Annotated in this window: 18 protein-coding genes; all 18 read left to right on the top strand. The window is 63.8% G+C overall.

The window, feature by feature from the left end:
* Window positions 1-441: 441 nt before the first annotated feature.
* The 18 genes from VTU_RS32720 (at window position 442) to VTU_RS0110770 (ending at window position 17,675) form a co-directional block, all read left to right on the top strand.
* A complete protein-coding gene (locus VTU_RS32720) occupies window positions 442-1,047 on the top strand; it encodes a hypothetical protein (protein WP_138927853.1) in 606 nt (201 codons plus the stop codon).
* A gap of 28 nt (window positions 1,048-1,075) precedes the next feature.
* Window positions 1,076-1,738, top strand: a complete 663-nt coding sequence (locus VTU_RS32715; protein ID WP_138927852.1) for a hypothetical protein — start codon at window positions 1,076-1,078, stop codon at window positions 1,736-1,738.
* Window positions 1,738-2,358, top strand: coding sequence for a hypothetical protein (locus VTU_RS32710; protein WP_138927851.1), 621 nt, complete (start codon window positions 1,738-1,740; stop codon window positions 2,356-2,358). Before VTU_RS32715 ends, VTU_RS32710 begins: the two co-directional genes overlap by 1 nt.
* Before the next feature lie 91 nt (window positions 2,359-2,449).
* A complete protein-coding gene (locus VTU_RS32705; protein WP_138927850.1) occupies window positions 2,450-3,238 on the top strand; it encodes a hypothetical protein in 789 nt (262 codons plus the stop codon).
* A 126-nt stretch (window positions 3,239-3,364) separates the two neighbouring features.
* The gene (locus tag VTU_RS33585; protein ID WP_050809485.1) at window positions 3,365-4,318 is read left to right on the top strand and encodes a hypothetical protein; all 954 of its coding nucleotides are present in this window, start codon (window positions 3,365-3,367) and stop codon (window positions 4,316-4,318) included.
* Window positions 4,319-4,341: 23 nt separating this feature from the next.
* Complete coding sequence (locus VTU_RS33580) at window positions 4,342-5,655, top strand: type II secretion system protein GspD (RefSeq protein ID WP_169315391.1); 1,314 nt, start codon at window positions 4,342-4,344, stop codon at window positions 5,653-5,655.
* A 95-nt stretch (window positions 5,656-5,750) separates the two neighbouring features.
* Entirely contained in the window at window positions 5,751-6,215 is a 465-nt protein-coding gene (locus VTU_RS0110825) for a hypothetical protein (protein ID WP_010104061.1), read from the top strand.
* A 153-nt stretch (window positions 6,216-6,368) separates the two neighbouring features.
* Window positions 6,369-7,493, top strand: a complete 1,125-nt coding sequence (locus tag VTU_RS34785; protein WP_010104059.1) for a hypothetical protein — start codon at window positions 6,369-6,371, stop codon at window positions 7,491-7,493.
* A 230-nt stretch (window positions 7,494-7,723) separates the two neighbouring features.
* Window positions 7,724-8,761, top strand: a complete 1,038-nt coding sequence (locus VTU_RS0110815) for a hypothetical protein (protein ID WP_029554293.1) — start codon at window positions 7,724-7,726, stop codon at window positions 8,759-8,761.
* 160 nt (window positions 8,762-8,921) lie between these two features.
* Window positions 8,922-9,824: a peptidylprolyl isomerase gene (locus VTU_RS0110810; RefSeq protein ID WP_010104054.1), complete on the top strand. Its 903-nt coding sequence runs from the start codon at window positions 8,922-8,924 to the stop codon at window positions 9,822-9,824.
* Window positions 9,825-9,976: 152 nt separating this feature from the next.
* Window positions 9,977-10,954 carry a glycosyltransferase family 2 protein gene (locus VTU_RS0110805; protein WP_040892689.1) on the top strand — a complete coding sequence of 326 codons (978 nt, stop codon included), beginning with the start codon at window positions 9,977-9,979 and terminating at the stop codon, window positions 10,952-10,954.
* Between the two features lie 2 nt (window positions 10,955-10,956).
* Window positions 10,957-12,195, top strand: coding sequence for a glycosyltransferase family 4 protein (locus tag VTU_RS0110800; RefSeq protein WP_201766128.1), 1,239 nt, complete (start codon window positions 10,957-10,959; stop codon window positions 12,193-12,195).
* Window positions 12,195-13,118, top strand: a complete 924-nt coding sequence (locus tag VTU_RS0110795; protein ID WP_010104051.1) for an NAD-dependent epimerase/dehydratase family protein — start codon at window positions 12,195-12,197, stop codon at window positions 13,116-13,118. The genes VTU_RS0110800 and VTU_RS0110795 overlap by 1 nt, the downstream gene beginning before the upstream one ends.
* Window positions 13,115-13,927, top strand: a complete 813-nt coding sequence (locus tag VTU_RS0110790; RefSeq protein ID WP_086010003.1) for an ABC transporter permease — start codon at window positions 13,115-13,117, stop codon at window positions 13,925-13,927. Before VTU_RS0110795 ends, VTU_RS0110790 begins: the two co-directional genes overlap by 4 nt.
* A gap of 3 nt (window positions 13,928-13,930) precedes the next feature.
* The gene (locus tag VTU_RS0110785) at window positions 13,931-15,154 is read left to right on the top strand and encodes an ABC transporter ATP-binding protein (protein ID WP_010104049.1); all 1,224 of its coding nucleotides are present in this window, start codon (window positions 13,931-13,933) and stop codon (window positions 15,152-15,154) included.
* Window positions 15,136-16,047: a lysophospholipid acyltransferase family protein gene (locus tag VTU_RS0110780; RefSeq protein ID WP_040892688.1), complete on the top strand. Its 912-nt coding sequence runs from the start codon at window positions 15,136-15,138 to the stop codon at window positions 16,045-16,047. The genes VTU_RS0110785 and VTU_RS0110780 overlap by 19 nt, the downstream gene beginning before the upstream one ends.
* Window positions 16,044-17,039 carry a class I SAM-dependent methyltransferase gene (locus VTU_RS0110775; protein WP_010104047.1) on the top strand — a complete coding sequence of 332 codons (996 nt, stop codon included), beginning with the start codon at window positions 16,044-16,046 and terminating at the stop codon, window positions 17,037-17,039. Before VTU_RS0110780 ends, VTU_RS0110775 begins: the two co-directional genes overlap by 4 nt.
* A gap of 24 nt (window positions 17,040-17,063) precedes the next feature.
* Window positions 17,064-17,675 (top strand): acyltransferase, encoded by a 612-nt coding sequence (locus tag VTU_RS0110770; RefSeq protein WP_010104045.1) that lies wholly within the window; start codon window positions 17,064-17,066, stop codon window positions 17,673-17,675.
* The last annotated feature ends 35 nt before the right edge of the window (window positions 17,676-17,710 follow it).

Below are 17,710 nucleotides of genomic sequence, written 5' to 3'. Positions count from 1 at the left end.
GGTGAGCCCGGAGTCAAGACCATCTGGCTGGGAATGCAGCGCATTCTTGACTTTGCCGCTGGCATCAGGTTCTGTCGCGAGCTTCAGGCTCAGGGGAGCTGTGTATAACGAAATGCAATCAGCCCTGCGTTGTACTGCGCCCAGTTCCTGACACGGTAGGTCGCCCTGGGCGCGGTTCGGTGGCTGGTGTCTCTGCGCATGGTCCCTGGCAAAAGGTCGGGAATGTACGCGGTCTCCGTGCCGCAGCTGGCACAAGCGCCCGCTCCGCCGCTGCTGCGCGTAAGCGCGCCATGCGGCTCAAGATGGATATCCCGGAGAACACCAATTCAGCTGATCAAGCGGGTGGCCGCATTGGGAGACATCCGCAACTGATGCGAGCATGCCAAGTCTTCTTGGATTCTCCATTTCAGCCTTGCGTTGGCTGATGGGCTGGGTAGCAGAGTGATTGAAAATTTCGTTGAACGTGTAAAGGAGAATCCTGTGCGTGCAAGAAAAATATCCATTGGCATCTTGTCGTCCATGGCCGTTACTGGCGTGTTTGCGGTGCAAGCTGCAGGCGACGTAGAACAGTACAATAGTACCTATATATCGGGATGGGCGTGTGACAAGCATGATCCTGATTATCAGGTTCCAGTGCACATGTGGAGTGATATATGGCGTGATAATAAGCGCTTTCTCACAGGGACAGAATCGAAGCTGCCCAGGGAAGCTGCCGTTGGAACTGCATGTGCCAGCACGCACTCAAATCACGGATTTGTTGTGAATTATTCCATTCCGACCAATCTCATTGACAACAAGTGGCATGATGTGCACGTCTTTATTATTCCCAGAGTCGGTTCCCCCAAGGAGATATCTAATTCCCCTGTGAAGATATTTTTTGGTGCAAGCAACCCCACGCCGAATCCTCCAAGTCCACCTGCATCAGCCGCTTCAGATCCATTTGATATTATCCCCACTCCGCGTCCGATGAGAAGTATTGATCTTGGCCCAAAACCGCCGCCGCCAAAAATAATTTGGGAACGATGCGATGATTATATGTGCTATTAATAATTCACAGCTCTATGCATTGGCTCTCATGTATCAACCAATTCGACTCGAAAAATTGAATACCATGTCAACATCAACGCTTCGTCATTTGTTGGTTATTATTGTTTGTATTTTTCTCTCCAAAACATCCTTTGCACTGGGAAGGTTATCTCGCGCTTGTTTTATATCAGAGCTTCGCGATTTGAAAATTGAAAAGGAAGCACTACTCTTCTTCAAATATCTTGGTATGCCTGATCGATTCTACGAATTAAAAAATAAGAGCAGAGGCGAGCAGGCTCGCCACGCGATATTTGAGTCCATAACGACAGATTACGGGAATGCAAAATATTATCTATTTGCAGAAAGCAGAGTTTACAAAAGATTCACTCACCCCAGATCTGGAAAAACTGAATACAGAAAATATAAACATTACACAAGCAGTTTTTGGGATATTAAGTATCTTGATCCTGAAATCCTCCAGGATTCGCGACTTTCGATTTTCAATCATAATCGCAAAGTAGCCACTAGTGTAAGGGCAGGAAATCCAGATTTTGTAGAGGCCGTTGATTATCGTTGGGATGAATTGCAGGGCAATATGATTGTTATAGGTGTGCATGCTTACTACGACCCGAGTACCAGATTGACAAGCTATCTCAATAGGTCCGAGGCCACGGATTGCAACCTGTCAAATTGGGGCCTTCAGGATCGATGATGTATCCAGTCAAATCAATAATTATGAATGGCTTGTTCACAGCGTCATCTGCGTTCGCCCAACCTTTTGCACAAATCCCACAATGTGATGGTGGGATTGGAATTAGCTATACTGATATCTCAGATGCAGACAGAGATTTCTACTATGCATCGATCATTAAAAATGATGGCTATTTTTCAGTCGGCGTCAGAACTGAATATATGAATATTATAAATCATTCCAAAAATCTCCAACAAGCAGAGGAAATTGATTTTCACCCAGATCAGAAAGCCATAAGAAAGACACATATAATGCGGGAATCTGCGCACAGGATTAATACCATATATTCAGTCAACGGCGTGGATGCAATGTTGACCAGATGGAATTTGAGAGATGATAAGGCGCGACTCTGTGTTCCAAAGGAATTTATCAACACAAAATTCAGATCAAGCAAAGGTGTTCTTTCTATATCCATGGCAATTCCATCGACTAAAGAATGTATGTGGAAATTTTCATGGACAACGGAAGTGGATATGATTCACAACGAGTTTTATTTAAAGGACCAATGCTACGCAGGACATCCATCAAAGAGTAAGGCTGATGTATTGGAAACTTTGGACAAAATATTGAAGCTTGATTGATGGTTTGTAACTGATGAGCTGATCAGTTTCCCCATCGCCATTTATGGGCGATAGTGCAGACGCTGACAGGGCAAATCAATGAACTGCAAGCTTGGCTTCAATCTCCGACGCATCCCCCTACACCGGAGTCACCCTCCCCCATGAAGATTCGGCCATCCATTCTCTTGCTGTCCATGTTGACTGCGGGCTGCGCCGGCACGCGCAGCGTTCCTCTCGTCCCGGCAGCTTGCAACCTGTCAAATTGGGGTATTCAGGAGCGATGATGTATCCAGTCAAATCAATAATTATCGCTGGCTTGTTCACATCATCTGCGTTCGCCCAGCCTTTTGCACAAATCCCACAATGCGATGGCGGGATTGGAATTCACTATACTGATATTGCAGATGCGAATAGGGATTTCTACTATGCATCGACAATCAAAAATGATGATTATCTTTCAATCGGTACTGAAATTGAATACATGAATATTATAAATCATTTTAAAAATCTTCAACAAACAAAGACAATTGATTTTCATCCAAATCAGGAAAACATAGGAAAGACACATATCATGCCTGAATCTGCACATAGAGTGAACACAATATATTCAGTCAACGGTGTGGATGCAATGTTGACCAGATGGAGTTTGAGAGATGATAAGGCGCGAATCTGTGTCCCAAAGGAATTTATCAACACAAAATTCAGATCAAGCAAAGGTGTTCTTTCTATATCCATGGCAATTCCATCGACTACAGAATGTATGTGGAAATTTTCATGGACAACGGAAGTGGATATGGTTCACAACGAGTTTTATTTGAAGGATCAATGCTACGCAGGACATCCATCAAAGAGCAAGGCTGATGTATTGGAAATTCTGGAAAAGATATTGAATCTTGATTGATGGTTTGTAACTACCGAGTCGCGCAACCAAGTTACAATTACAAGCGCAATGCATCTGCGGGAAGACCCATCGGAGTGGCCGAGCCCCCGCGCGACGCATCCCCCTACACCGGAGTCACCCTCCCCCATGAAGATTCGGCCATCCATTCTCTTGCTGTCCATGTTGACTGCGGGCTGCGCCGGCACGCGCAGCGTTCCTCCCGTCCCGGCAGCAGAGTCTGCGCCCGCCCCTGCTGCGGTGACCAAGCCGGCGCCGCAGACGGGAGGCAATCCGCAATCCGGCGCTGCGCCCGCGGACCTGCAGGACCAGGACCCGCAGCGCTCCGCCCCCGTCACCGGTTCGCTCCTTTTCCCGGGGACCGACCAGCTCTTCAAGCACGACATCGCTCCCCAGGTGAACCCGGTTCTGAGCATGGGCGCGAAGGTCTCGCTGAACTTCGAGAACGTCACCGTCGCGAGCCTCGCGTCTGCGCTGCTCGGCGACCTGCTGCGCCTGAACTACACCATCGACGCCGGCGGCGATACGGTGGTCAGCCTGCATACCCGCCAGCCGCTGCCGCGCGACCAGGTCCTGGACGTGCTCGACGCCGTGCTCCTGCCGCACGACCTGGCGATCGTGCGCGACAGCGCCGACATGTACCACGTGACCCGGCGCGCGGTCACCGTCGGCGCGCGCCCGGTGGTCGGCGCGGCGCGCTTCAAGGACCTGTCGGGCGCCGGCACGGTCATCGTTCCGCTGAACCACGTCGCTGCCGCGGAAATGGCCAAGATCCTCGGGCCGCTTGCGCCGCGCGAGGCCATCGTCTACGTCGATACCCTGCGCAACCTGCTCGTGCTGCAAGGCAGCAAGGCGCAACTCGGCGGCTGGCTGGAGATGGTCGAGGCGTTTGACGTTGACTTCCTCTCCGGCATGTCGCTGGGGGTGTTCGTTCTCGAAAACGTGAACGTGAACGTCGTGCGCGAGGCCTTGCAGACCATGCTCGGAACCGAGCCCTACGCGGGGAACGCCGGTGCCGCGAAGGGTGCGGCGGCCGGTGCCCAGGGCGCGTCCGCGCAGGTGGCCAACCCCTTGGGGGGCTGATCCGGGTGTTCCCGGTCGAGCGCTTGAATGCGCTGGTCGTGGTCACGCCGCGCAGCCAGCTGCTGACCCAGGTGGAAACCTGGATCCGGCGCCTCGACCGCCCCACCGACGCGCTCGAAGCCGGCCTCTTTGTCTACCTGGTGCAAAACGGTTCCGCGCAGCAGCTGGCGGACATGCTCACCAGCCTGTTCGGCGGCGAGTCCGCCGCCAGGTCGGGCGGCGGCGTGGCCACGGGCTCCGCGCCCACGCAATTCAGTCCGGGCACCGGGCGCGCTTCGCCCGCCGGCAGCAGCGCCAACACCTCGGGCAGCAGACCGCCGGCGGGATCGACCCCGACCCTCCAGAATTCGGGCGGAAACGACCGACCCCCGCCGGGCGGCTCCACGCCCGTACCCGCGAGCCAACTCGACGGCAATGTGCGCATCGTCGCCGACGAAAAGCGTAATGCCCTGCTCATCCGGGCCCCGCGCACGGAATACCGGCGCATCGAGCAGGCGCTGCGCGAACTCGACAAGGCGCCGTCGCAGGTGCTGATCGAGGCCAGCATCGTCGAGGTCAACCTCACGGGAAACCTGCAATACGGCGTCGAATGGTTCGTGAAAAACAGCCTCTCGGGAAGCCGGGAGGGGCAGGCGCTGCTGAACATGCACAAGAGCGGAGACATCGGCGCCAAGCAGCCCGGCTTCTCGTACACCCTGCTGAACAAGGCCGGCATCGTGCGCGCCACGCTCAATGCCCTGGCCGAAAAATCGCAGGTCCGCCTGCTCTCCAGCCCCTCCGTGCTGGTGCTCAACAACCACAACGCCACCATCCAGGTCGGCCAGCAGCAGCCCGTGAAGAACTCCACCGCGGTGACCGCGGGCAACCTCATAACCGAATCCATCACCTACAAGGACACGGGGGTGATGCTCTCCGTCACGCCGTCCGTGAACGCGGGCGGTTTGATCACCATGGACATCTCGCAGCAGGTCACCGACGTTGGCGACCTGGACTCGGCGACGGGCCAGCGCGCGTTCCTCACGCGCCAGATTCAGACGCGTGTCGCGGTGCGCTCGGGCGAGCCCATCGTGCTCGGCGGGCTGATCCGCGAAAACGACACCAATGGCCGCAGCGGCGTTCCCATCCTGTCGAGCATCCCGCTGCTGGGCGCGCTGTTTGCCAACACCACGAACAACAACAACCGCACCGAGCTGCTCGTGCTGATGACGCCGCGCGCGCTCGAAGACGACGATCAACTGCGCGCCGTGAGCGCGGAAATGCGCCAGCGCATGCGCAGCATGACCCTGGATTCGCAGCCCTTTGGGCTGCGCACCGAAGACCCGGCGGCGTCCAAGTAAGCGGACCCAGGATTTCCGACTCTCCCCCCAAACGATCTCAGGAGATTTTTCGTATGCCAACTCCCGCCAAACCTTTCATGAGCAGGACACAGGCCATGCGCCGCCGCGCGTGGCTGGCGCGCATCGCGGCCCCCGCCGCGCTGCTCGCGCTCGCAGGCTGCACCACCCCCGGCGTGGCCCCGTCGCCGCAGGACGACGAAGCCGCGCTGCTGCAGCGCGCCCGGGCGTACTGGGCGCTGGTACACAGCAACGACAACGTCGCCGCCTGGGCCTACGAGGAGACCTCGAAAAATCCCCAGGCCACGCTCGATGGATACCTGCGGCGCGGCGGCGGAATCACCTACGACGCGCTGGAGGTACGCGGCGTGCGCAATATGGAGGCAGACCGCGCGATCGTAAATGTGTGGATGCGTTACTCGCTGCCCCTGCTGCGCATCAAGGGGCAGGAGGTTCTCGCAGAAGACGAATGGCGCCGCCTGGACGGTGTGTGGCACCACGTGCTGCGCCGCAGCTCGGCGTTGCCCAAGGAGCCGCCCCAGGAGACATCCCCGGCGCAATAAGTTGTCCATCAGTTGACACCGCGTTGCAAATAAGTTGTGAACTTTGATGACGCATAGCTAATAAGATCACCGCGACCCAAACGTAAGTACAAATGGGTTGCGTACCCGGCCTCGTGCCGGGGAGCTTTCTTCAATTAGCGAAGGACTGAGAAGATGAAAAAATTTGCAATGGCAACCGCTGCGGTTGCCGCGCTGGGTGCTGGTGTGGCGCAGGCGTACACCGTGGGCACCTTCAGCAATGGCCTCGTGGTTCCGAACGTGATCCACAACGGCGAGGGCGACACGACCGCCATCGGCCTGATCAACCAATCCGGCGGTGATCGCGCCGTGTACTGGACGTTCTTTGACGAGAACTCCCACGCGCTGAGCAGCGGCTGCTTCAAGATGGGCGACCGGGGGTTCCACCCCTTCATCTGGGCTGTGGAGTCCGGCTCCGGCATGTCCGGCCAGCGTGGCTACCTGGTGTTCGCCCTGGGTGAAACGGCCGGGACTCCCGGGGTTCCCGCCGTTCCTGCCGTTCCTGCCGTTCCCGCCGTTCCTGGCGTTCCCGCTGTTCCCGCAGGTCGTCTCCCTCCCACCCCTGCCATCGCTGCTATCCCGGCCATCCCTGCCATCCCGGCCATCCCTGCCATCCCGGCCATTCCGGCCGTCCCCGCCGTTCCGCACCCGGACTGCGCCGACATCGCCACGCTGGCCACCGTCGGTGATACGGCCCGGATCTCCGCCAGCGCCTTCCAGGTCAATATCGCGAACAAGAGCGTGTCCTACGTTCCCGTGATCGACGGTCCCCTGACGCTGGCCGCTGCAGCAACCGACCTCACACGACTGGACCGGGGCAGTTTGACCGGCGTTGCGGGCGCCGCGGACCTGGCGGCTGCGAACGCCGCGGACCAGACCCGCTTCCACATGCGCTACACCATCTCCCCGGGCACCGACACGTCCCTGGTCCTGTGGTCCACGGGGGACCACCGCGGCACCTACGCCGTCGACGCGTACGACGACAACAAGCAAAATCGCAGGCGGGTGAACTTTGGCCTGAAGAAGGGCCATCTGGACGTTGTCAATCCCAAGACCGACTCCAATCTGGCCGAAACCGACGCCGATGGCTTCATCGAGTGGGTTCCGAGAAACGGTGGCGCCGCCCCGCGCGACATGGCGGATCTGGGTGGCACGGCCGCCCAGGCCCTGGCCGTTGTCGGTGGCTCCGTGTTCACCTACTCGCTCATTGAATCCAGCGACCTGGGCGCAGTGCAAACCATTCTGGGCGCGCACCGCTGATCACGGCACGTACCGTGGCGGGCGCCCCGGCGCCTGCCACGGGACAGGGAACGTTGCCTGAACACAACAAATTGGCCGAAGTTGCGAATCCGTTGTGGACAGGTTGGAAATTAGTTGAAAGTTTGGCCGGGGGCAGTATAAGATCGCCCCAACCCAAACGGAGTACGGATGGGTTGCAGTTCCCGCACAGAGCGGGAAAGCTTCCTTCAAATTATCTAAGGACTGTGAAGATGAAAAAATTTGCAATGGCAACCGTTGCAGTCGCCGCGCTGAGTGCTGGTGTGGCGCAAGCGTACACCGTGGGAACCTTCAGCAATGGCTTTGTGGTTCCGAACGTGATCCACAATGGCGCAAGCGACACGACCGCCGTCGGCCTGATCAACCAATCCAACGAAGCCCGTGCCGTGTACTGGACGTTCTTTGACGAGAACGGTGGCGCGCTGACCAGCGGCTGCTTCGCGATGAAGAACCGGGACTACCAGCCCTTCATCTGGTCTGCGGAGTCCGGCTCCAGCATGTCCGGCAAGCGTGGCTACTTGGTGTTTGCGCTGGGTGAAACCGTGGCTGCCCCCGCTGCTGTCCCCCCAGTCGCCTTCGCTCCACACAAGGAATGCGCCGATTCCGCCGGGTTGCAGACCAATGCAACCCTTGTCGCCGCCAACACTTCCCCTGTCGCTGGCGCCAAGATTTCCGGTAGCGCTTTCCAAGTGAACGCTACCAACAAGGATGTGGCTTTTATTCCAGTGATCGACGGCCCTCTGTCGATGGTCGCAACAGCCGACCTCACGCGCTTGGATCCGGGTAATTTGACCGCCGTTGCAGGTGCTCAGAACGTGGGGGCTACCGCCGCGGGGGCTGTCGCCGGGGGGGCTGCCCCCACTGCCCCCCAGCCCACATTCAGCATGCGTTACGCCATTGGCACGGGCCTCGACACGTCCGTGGTCGTGTGGTCCACGGCTGACCACCGCGGCACATACGGTGTTGACGTCTATAACGACTCGCAAGTCCGCAAGCGGCTGAACCTCGTCCTGAAAAAGGGCAAGATGAATGTTTTCGATCCCAAGACCCTCGCCGGTCTGCCCAGCACCCATACCGATGGTTTCATCGAGTGGACTCCGGGTAACGGTGGCACCGCTCCGCGTGACTTTGGGGACCTGGGCGGCACGGCCAGCTCCCTGACCGTGGCTGGCGGCAGCGTTTTCACCTACTCGGTGATCAACTCCAGCGACCTCAGCGCAACGCAAACCATTTTGGGTTCGCACCGCTGATTCCCGGGCGCATGGCGGGCGCCTTGGTGCCGGCTAGAATGCGCTCCGGTCCGCCCCTGCGGGTGGGCCGTTTGAAGGGTAAGAAAAAGATGGCGCCGCAAGGCGCCGTCTTTTTTTGCGCTGCACAGCGATGTTTGGAGGATGGAGTTTGCACAGGCCTATGCGCAATCGTTTTGGAAATTCCCTTCGGGCCCTGGCCCTGCTGGCCCTCGCGGGCCTCTGGGCTGTCTCTGCGGCGGCGGCCGATCCCGCAGCGGAGCCGGGTCTGCTGCGCTTCTCCGGCGGTGAGACGATCACCGCTTCGGACCTGTCCCGGTATCTGGACCAGCGCATCGACCTGCGCGGCAGGGCGCGCGACAGGTGGGGGGTGCAGAAGGTCCTGCGCGAGATGGCGCTGGCGCGCACGCTGGTCTGGGAGGGGGAGCGCATGGGCGAGCCGCGCCTGTCCGCGGAGGCGTCCGAGCGCTTTGACGACGCGTATGCCCTCGCGGTCTCCAAAAGGCTCAGCCCACGCTGCGAAGCGCCGGCCGACAGCGCGGCGGCGCGCAGGTTCTACGAAGAAAACCCGCAGGCCTTCATGGTGCCGCCCATGCTGCGCCTGGGCCGGGTGATGCTGCCGGCCAGCGCGCAGGTCGAGGGGGTTGCGGCGCGCGACTGGCTGGCGGCGCAGGCGCGCGCCATGGCGGCTGCAAGCACGACGTTCGACGCCGTCGCGCAGCGCGCCGACGGCGTCTACCGCCTGGAGCCGCAAGGGGATCTGGGCTGGGTCCTGCTCACGCAGGAGAACGCCGTTCTGCGCCGGCTCGCGGCGGCGCAGGCGGGGGAACTGGTGGGGCCTGTGCGCGATGGTGACTTCGTGTATCTGTTTTTGGTCCACGAAAAGCGCGACGGCCGCCCGCTGGCCTGGGACGAGGTGGCGGTCTCCGCCGCTGCGCGGGCGCTGAACTACTGTCGCGAGAACACCCGCAAAAAGCTCGAGGATGCGCTCTTCGCCAAATACGGCGTGGTGCTCGACGACGCAGAGATCGACCGGCTGTTCGGCAGGCCGCGCTCCGACGAATAGCGACCGCGTGCAGCCGCGTTCTGCACAGCGGACAGTACAATAGCCGCCTTCCGGAACCCCGTAGTCCGTCCCGACAGGTGCCTTGCAGCGCGCGGGTTGGTCGGGTCTCTCTCCCCCATCCCTTTGAGCGATTGCATGCGCAGCCCCGTTGAATGTCCCACGTCCGCGCTTCCGTATTGATTCCTGTAAAAAACGGTGGCCCGCTGCTTGGCGAAGTGCTGGACACCCTGCTGCGGCAGCAAACTCCTTGGCCGTTTGAAGTCATCGTGGTTGACTCGGGGTCCAGCGACGGCTCGGTGGAGCGGGTGCGCGCGCGCGGCGTGCGCTGCGAGGTGATTGCGCCCGAGGCCTTCGGTCACGGGCGCACGCGCAACCACCTCGCGTCTCTGTCCCGGGGCGAGTTCCTGGTCTTTCTGACGCAGGACGCGCGGCCTGCGAGCGCGCACTGGCTGGACCATCTGGTCACGGCCTGCGCGGCCGAAGACGACGTCGCCGGGGCGTTCGGCCCGCACCGGGCGCATCCGCACGCGCGCCACGTCACGCACCGCGAATTGGATCAGCATTTCGCGGGCTTCGGCGACCAGTTATCCGTGGTGCGCCTGCAGGACCGCGCCCGCTTCGCGGCCGATCCGGGCTATCGCCAGTGGCTGCATTTTTTCTCCAGCAACAATGCCTGCATCCGCCGCTCGGTGTGGGAGCGCCTGCCCTTGCCGGACGTGGCGTTCGCCGAGGACCAGACCTGGGCCCTGCGCGCGATCGAAGCCGGGTACGGCAAGGCCTACGCGCCCGAGGCGGCGGTCTACCACTCGCATGACTTTGGTGTGTGGGAAACGCTGCAGCGCAACTTCGACGAGGCACGCTGCTTCAGGGTCCATTTCGGCTACCGCGGTCAGGACAGCATGCTGCGCGCGCTGGCGTCGGTCCTGCAGCTGACCCGGCGCGATGCGCGCTGGCTGCGCGAGGCCGGCCTGCGCGGCGCGCGGCTGTGCAGGAACGCGCTGTACATGGGCGGCATCGAATGCGCCCGGATCGCGGGGCAGTACCTGGGAACGCAGCACGCGCGCCTGCCCGCGTGGCTGCTGCGCTGGGTCTCGCGCGACGAGCGCTTGCAGCGCGCGCGGGCGGGCTGACGATGGCCTGGAATCTGAATTTGCTGCACAAGCTCGCGCGCGTCCAGGAGATCGCGCGCCAGGAGGGCCTGTTCGCGGCCCTGCGCGTGGTGCTGCGCCGCTTGCGCCATGGACCGGGGCCCGCGCGGCATATCGATGTCTTTCGGCACTATGGCTTTACCCTGCCGGGCGTGCTGCCCGCGCTGCCGGGTGCGCCCGAGCCGGGGACGCTTCTGTGGTTCATTCCGGACTTCCACCCGGGGTCGGGCGGGCACCTGAACATTTTTCGCATGATCTGGCATCTGGAGCAGATGGGGTATTGCTCGCACATCGTCATCGGCAACCCCTGCGTGCACCACGACGCGCAGCAGGCGCAGGCGGACATCCGCGCGCATTTCTTCCCCCTGCGCGCGCAGGTGTTTCTGGGTCTGGAGGATCTGCCGCCCTGCGAGTTCGCCGTGGCCACGGGCTGGGACACCGCGTACTTCGTGCGCAATTTTGCCGGCGCCGAGCACAAGCTGTACTTCGTGCAGGATTACGAACCGCTCTTCTACGCCGTGGGCTCCGAGTCGGTGCTCGCCGAGAACACCTACCGCTTCGGCTTCTTCGGCATCACGGCGGGCGACTGGCTCGCCGCCAAGCTGGCGCAGGAATACGGCATGACCACGCATCCCGTCGGATTCGGCGTGGAACTCGAACGCTACCGGCGCCTGCCGCGCAGGGAGCCGGAGATACGCCGGGTGTTTTTCTACGCCCGCCCGCCGACGCCACGGCGCGGGTTCGAACTCGGTCTGCTGGTGCTCAACGCCGTGTGGAAGCGGATTCCCGAGACGCAGTTCATTTTTGCCGGCTGGGACACGGCGAGCTACCACATCCCGTTTCCGCACCTGGCCTGCGGCAGCATGGCGCTCGACGAACTGCCGGACCTCTACAGCCAGTGCGACGTGGCCTTGGTGCTGTCGCTGACGAACGCCTCGCTGCTGCCTCTGGAGTTGATGGCCTGCGGCTGTACCGTGGTCTCCAACCGGGGGGCGAACGTTCAATGGCTGCTGCACGACGACGTGGCCGTGCTCGCCGAGTCGGTGTTCGAGGACCTGGCGGACGCGGTCTGCGCCCTGTTGCAGGACGACGCGCGGCGCCAGGCCCTGAGCCAGCGCGCGGAACACTTTGCGCGCAGCCAGACTTGGGACGCGGTGGCGCGGGACTTCGAGACCGGGCTGCAGCGCGCCCGGGCGCAGAAGAAGCTGCGGAGCGTGGCCTGATGCGCTGCGCGATTCTGGGCGGCGCCGGTTTTCTGGGGCAGCACATCGGGCGCGCGCTGGCGCACGCAGGGTGGGACGTGTGGTGCGTGGACCGCGTACCTCCGCCGCTGCCCGGCAACGCGCCGTGGTTCGCCGGAGCGCTGCGCGCCGACTGTTTCGACCTGCAATCCTGGTGGGGCGCCGTGGCCGGCGTGGAGCTCATAGTCCACTTGGCCTCTTCCACGGTGCCGGCCACGGCAAGCCAAGACCCGATGCACGACGTTCAGACCAACCTGCTGGGAACGCTGCGCCTGCTGCAGGATCTGCGCAGGCAGGCGGCGCGCCCCCGCGTGCTGTTCGCCTCCTCCGGCGGGGCGGTGTACGGAAGGCCGCAGTCCGTCCCCTTGGGCGAGACGCATCCGACCCTGCCGATCAGCGCCTACGGCGCGACCAAGCTGGCGATCGAGCACCATTTGCACATCGAGGAGGCGCAGCACGGCCTGCCGTGCCGCATCCTGCGCCTGAGCAATCCCTACGGCGAATGGCAGCCGCCGCATGGCGTCCAGGGGGTGATCGCGGTTTTCGCGCACCGGGCGCTGCATGGCCTGCCGCTGGACGTGTACGGCGACGGCTCGGTGGTGCGCGATTTCATCTACGCCGCCGACGTGGGGCGCGCGTTCGCGGCCGCTGCGCACCACGCGGGGCCGCAGCGGGTGTTCAACGTTGGCGGCGGTGCGGGGCATAGCGTGAACGACATCATCCACAGCCTGGAGCGGCTGCTCGGCCACGCGGTGCAGCGGCGGGTCCTGCCCGCGCGCCCCTTCGACCCGCCGGTGAACGTGCTGGACATCCGGCGCGCGCGTGAGGAACTGCACTGGCAGCCGACGATGGCCCTCGAGGACGGCCTGGCCCAAGCGGTGGCATGGCTGCGGACGGTGCCATGACGCGCGCACAAGCGCATTTCGCGGCGCCGTCGCGCAGCGCGCGCCAGTGGTGGGTGCTGTGGCGCTACTGGATGCTGCGCGAATTCAAGACCCGCTACGCCGGGTCGGTGCTCGGTTGGGTCTGGGCCTTCGTCCAGCCCGTCGCGTCGCTGGCCATTTTCTACGTGCTGTTCGGCCTGGTTCTCGCCGTGCGCGTTCCCGGGCTGGACGCGAACCATGGCTACCTGCTGCATTTGCTGGCCGGGCTGGCGGTGTGGTTGCCGTTCACCGACGCCATCGGCCGGGGGGTCGGATGCTTGGCCGCGTACGAGGACTTCTTGCGCAAGCAGCCCATGCCGGCGGAGATTCTTCCCGCCGTCTCGGTGGGCGGCAGTCTGCTGGTCCTGGCCATAGGCCATGCGCTGCTGCTCGCGCTGTGCGTGGCGCAGGGCCTCGGGCCGCGGGCGTCCTGGGCCTGGTTGCCGCTGCTGCTGCTGGCCCAGTTGGCGCTGACCTACGGCCTCACGCTGCTGCTGAGCATGGCGCATTTTCTCTGGCGCGACGTCGGCTCCATGGTGGCCTTTGCCTTGCAGCTGTGGTTCTATCTGACGCCCGTCGTCTACCCGCTGTCGCAGGTGCCCGAGCGGTTCCACGGCTGGTTCCTGTTCAACCCCCTGGCCTGCCTGGTGCTGATGCTGCAGGGCTGCGTGCTCGGCCTGCCCGTCGTGCCCGGCGCTGCCTGGGCGCTGGCGGCCTGGGTGCTGCTGCTCGGCGCGGGCGGCTGGTACTTCTTCCGATCCATGAAGCCCGCTCTGGGCGAGGCGCTGTAGGCCATGGGCATCCGCTTCGAGGACATAGAGAAAAGCTACCGGGTGTACGCGCGCGCGCAGGACCGGCTCTGGGAATGGCTCACGCGCAGACAGCGCCACCGGGTGCACGTGGCGCTCACTGGTGCGGACTTCGAGGTTCGCTCGGGCGAGACCTTTGGCCTGATCGGCGAGAACGGGGCGGGCAAGAGCACGCTGCTGAAAATTGCCGCGGGAACCATTGCGCCGACCCGCGGGCGGGTGACGCGCGAGGGCCGCGTGGCCGCGCTGCTCGAGCTCGGCGCCGGTTTCCACCCGGAGGAGTCGGGCCACGACAACATCCGCTTCATGGCCGCGCTGCATGGCCTGGAGGGCGCTGCCATGGAGGATTTCGCCGCCCGGACCACGGCCTTCTCGGAGCTCAGCCCGGAAACGCTGGAGCGCCCGGTGAAAACCTATTCCTCGGGCATGTTCATGCGCCTGGCGTTCGCCGCGGCGACGGCCATGGACCCGGAGACGCTGATCGTCGACGAGGCCCTGTCCGTCGGGGACCTGCATTTCCAGAAGAAGAGCCTGGACCGCATCCTGCAACTGCGCGACCGCGGCGCGACCGTGCTCTTCTGTTCGCACAACCTGTACCAAGTGCGCAGCCTGTGCCAGCGCGCGGCCTGGGTGCACGGCGGCCGCATACAGGCGCTCGGGGAGACCGAGAGCGTGGTCACCGCCTACGAGGCGCACGAGCGGCGGCGCTACGCGCATCTGCGCGCCGACGCCCCGGCCGCAGCGCCCGGACCTGGACCGGCATCCGTGCCCGCGCCCGCGCCGACGACCGCGCCGCTGGTGAAAATCGCGTGCCTGAGCACGCAGACCCGCGACGGCATCAATCCGGCGCAGGTGGAGTCGTTTCAGGACTTGACGCTGGACATCCGGGTCGAGTCCTATTGCGCGGACCGATTCCATATAGGATTCTCGATCGTCCGTCCGGACAAAGACAATGTGTTTTGCACCAGCACGCAGTTCCAGAACCCACCCCGCCCGCTCTGCGGTGCGGGAACGCATCGGCTGCGCGTGCGCTTCGCGCGCCTGCCCCTGCTCTCCGGCGAGTACCTCTGGAGCGTGTATGCCCTGGACGACAGCGGCCTGCAGGTGCTGGACATGGCCGAGTTGATCCAACCCTTCACGGTGCTGAGCCAGAACCACCGCGAGGCGGGTCTGGTCTGGCTGGACCACGAATGGCTGCCCACGCAATGATCCCCGACTGGCGCCTGCGCTTCGCTTTTCCGGCGCTGGGCCGGATGCCCTGCGCCAAGGTCTGGCACTTGGCGGCGCTGATCGGGCGCGAGCCCTGGCCGGCGCGGCGCCTGACGCAGCAGTTTCTCGTGCAGCGCTTTGCCCAGGTCTTTCCCGGGGCGGGCGCGCCGGAGCACCGCGAATGGGCGCGCGCGCATCTGGCGATGCGCGCGCAGGAGACCCTGGACGCCGCGGCGCTGCACCGCCTGGGGGAGCCGGGTGGGCCGGCGATCGAGCTCACGGGGTGGGAGCACGTGGCCGCGCTGATGCGCCAAAAGCAGGGCTTCGTTCTGGTGCTGAACCACTTCGACCGCCTGTTGACCGCGCCCATCGCGCTCGCGCGCAAGGGGCTGGCGCTGAACACGCTGACCATGCCGATACTCGAAAACCCCGGGCTCGAGGCCGTGCAGCGCGATTTCTTGCTGCGCAAGGTGCGCTCCTTCACGCGCATCGTCCGTGGGCAGTGGCGCACCTCCACGCAGGGGATGCGGCCGGTGCACGCGGGTCTGAGGGCCGGGCAGGCGTGGGTGATTCTTGCGGACGCGTGGGATCCCGGGTTCACGCGCCTGCGCAGCCACCCGTTCCTGGGCGGGCAGCTGCATCTGCCGACCGGGATCGAGCGCCTGGCGCAATCGGCCGGGGTTCCCTTGCTGCACGCGACCACCTATTCACGGCGGCCCGATCGCCTGCAGGTGGTGGTCGAGAGCCTGCCCGGGGACCCGGCGCAGGCCATCGACGCGGTGCTCCGGCGCCTGGAGCGCGACGTGCGCGCGCGCCCCTGGGCCTGGTGGCACTGGGGGCAGTGGGAGCAGATGTGGAGTCCTTGCGCAGCGCAGCTTGGAGGCAAAGCATGAGCGATATCGGGCGCTACGACTACGCATTCGATCCGGACGGCGAGGCATGGGCCGCCCGGCTGCTGCGCCGGGTGCCGCCCGGCGGCACGGTGCTCGAACTGGGGCCCGGGCCGGGCGCGATGACGCGCGTCCTGCTGGCCCGGGGCCACCGGGTCACGGTGGTGGAAAACGACCCCCAAGCGCTGGCCGTGCTCGCCACGCTGGGCGTGGAACTGAACGCCGGCGACCTGGAGGACGCGCACTGTTGGGACGCGTTCGCCGGCCGGCGTTTCGACACCGTGCTCGCCTGCGACGTGCTCGAGCACCTGCGGCAACCCGAGGACGTGCTGCGGCGGCTCGGGGAATTCGTCGCGCCCATGGGGCGTTTGCTGATCTCCGTCCCGAACATTGCCTACGCCGGAGTGGTGGCGGCGCTGCGCAACGGCGTCTTCGATTATTCGGACAAGGGCCTGCTGGACCGGACGCACGTGCACTTCTTTACCCGGCGCAGCCTGGAGAAAACCCTGCTCGGCTGCGACTGGACGCCGAGGATCTGGGAGGCCCACCGGGAGCCCATGGAAAACAGCGAGTTCGCCGGCTACTGGAGCGCCTTGTCGGATGCGCAGCGCCAGAGCCTGCTGGCGAATTGGCCGGATTTCGACGTCTACCAATGGATGGTGCTGGCCACGCCGGCGGTGGACCCCATGGCCTGGGATGTGTCCGAGGCGCGCGCGCGCGCCGACCGGCTGCACGGCGAATTGCAGGCCCTGATGCAGGTGTACCAGCACGAACACGCGTCCTTGCTGGAACACCAGAAGGCGATGGCGCAGGCCCGGGAGACCCTGGGCGACTTTCAGTCCGAAGTGCAGGCGCTGCACCGCGCGGCGGAACGGCTGCGCGCGGAAAAGGCCGCCGCCGAAGCCGAGTCGCAGGCCTTGCGCCTGGCGGCCGAGCATGCCTGGCCTGCGCGGTGGCGCCGCCGTCTCGTGCGCTGGCGCCTGCTCCGCGGTTGACGGCCGGCGGCAAGGAAGCGGTGCATGCTGCTCGGGGTCCCTGACGTCACGCCCGCGCACGACGGGGTGGACTGCCTGGGCGCGGACTGCCGGATCGACCCGAGCGTTTCGGTGATGCGCTTCGGGCAGCGCGCCGGGGTGCTTTGCCTTGCGGACGGGGTCAGCATCTACGCCCAGACGCGTCTGGTTCTGGGCGACGTGCTCGCGGACCCCGGCGTGGGAATGCGCATCGGCGCCCGGACCATCGTGAACGTGGGCGCGTATCTGTCGGGCGAAGGCGGGCTGGAGATCGGCGCGGACGTGCTCATAGGCCCGCACGCCAAGCTGTTGTCGGCGGGGCATGCGATCGACGGGGGGGACGCGATCATCGCGCGCAACCGCATCACCCGGGCAAAAATCACCGTCGAGGACGGCGCCTGGATCGGCGCCGGGGCGATCGTCCTGGAAGGGGTGCGCATCGGCCGCGGCGCGGTGGTGGCCGCGGGCGCGCTCGTGCGCCGGGATGTTCCCGCGGGAATGATCGCCGCAGGCGTTCCCGCAGCGCTGGTGCGGCCGCGCAGGGGGCTGGCGTTGCCCGGGCCGGTGCCGGCGCAGGGCTGGGGCCGGCGCGTGTGGGCAAGGCTGACCCGGCGCTGAGCGCAACGCAAGCAATGGCCGGGCGCAGCCGCCCA

This window comes from Verminephrobacter aporrectodeae subsp. tuberculatae At4 (assembly GCF_000193225.1).
Taxonomy (GTDB): Bacteria; Pseudomonadota; Gammaproteobacteria; order Burkholderiales; family Burkholderiaceae_C; genus Acidovorax; species Acidovorax aporrectodeae.
The sequence above is the reverse complement of the archived record's forward strand: the minus strand, read 5'-3'. Positions and strand labels throughout refer to the sequence as shown.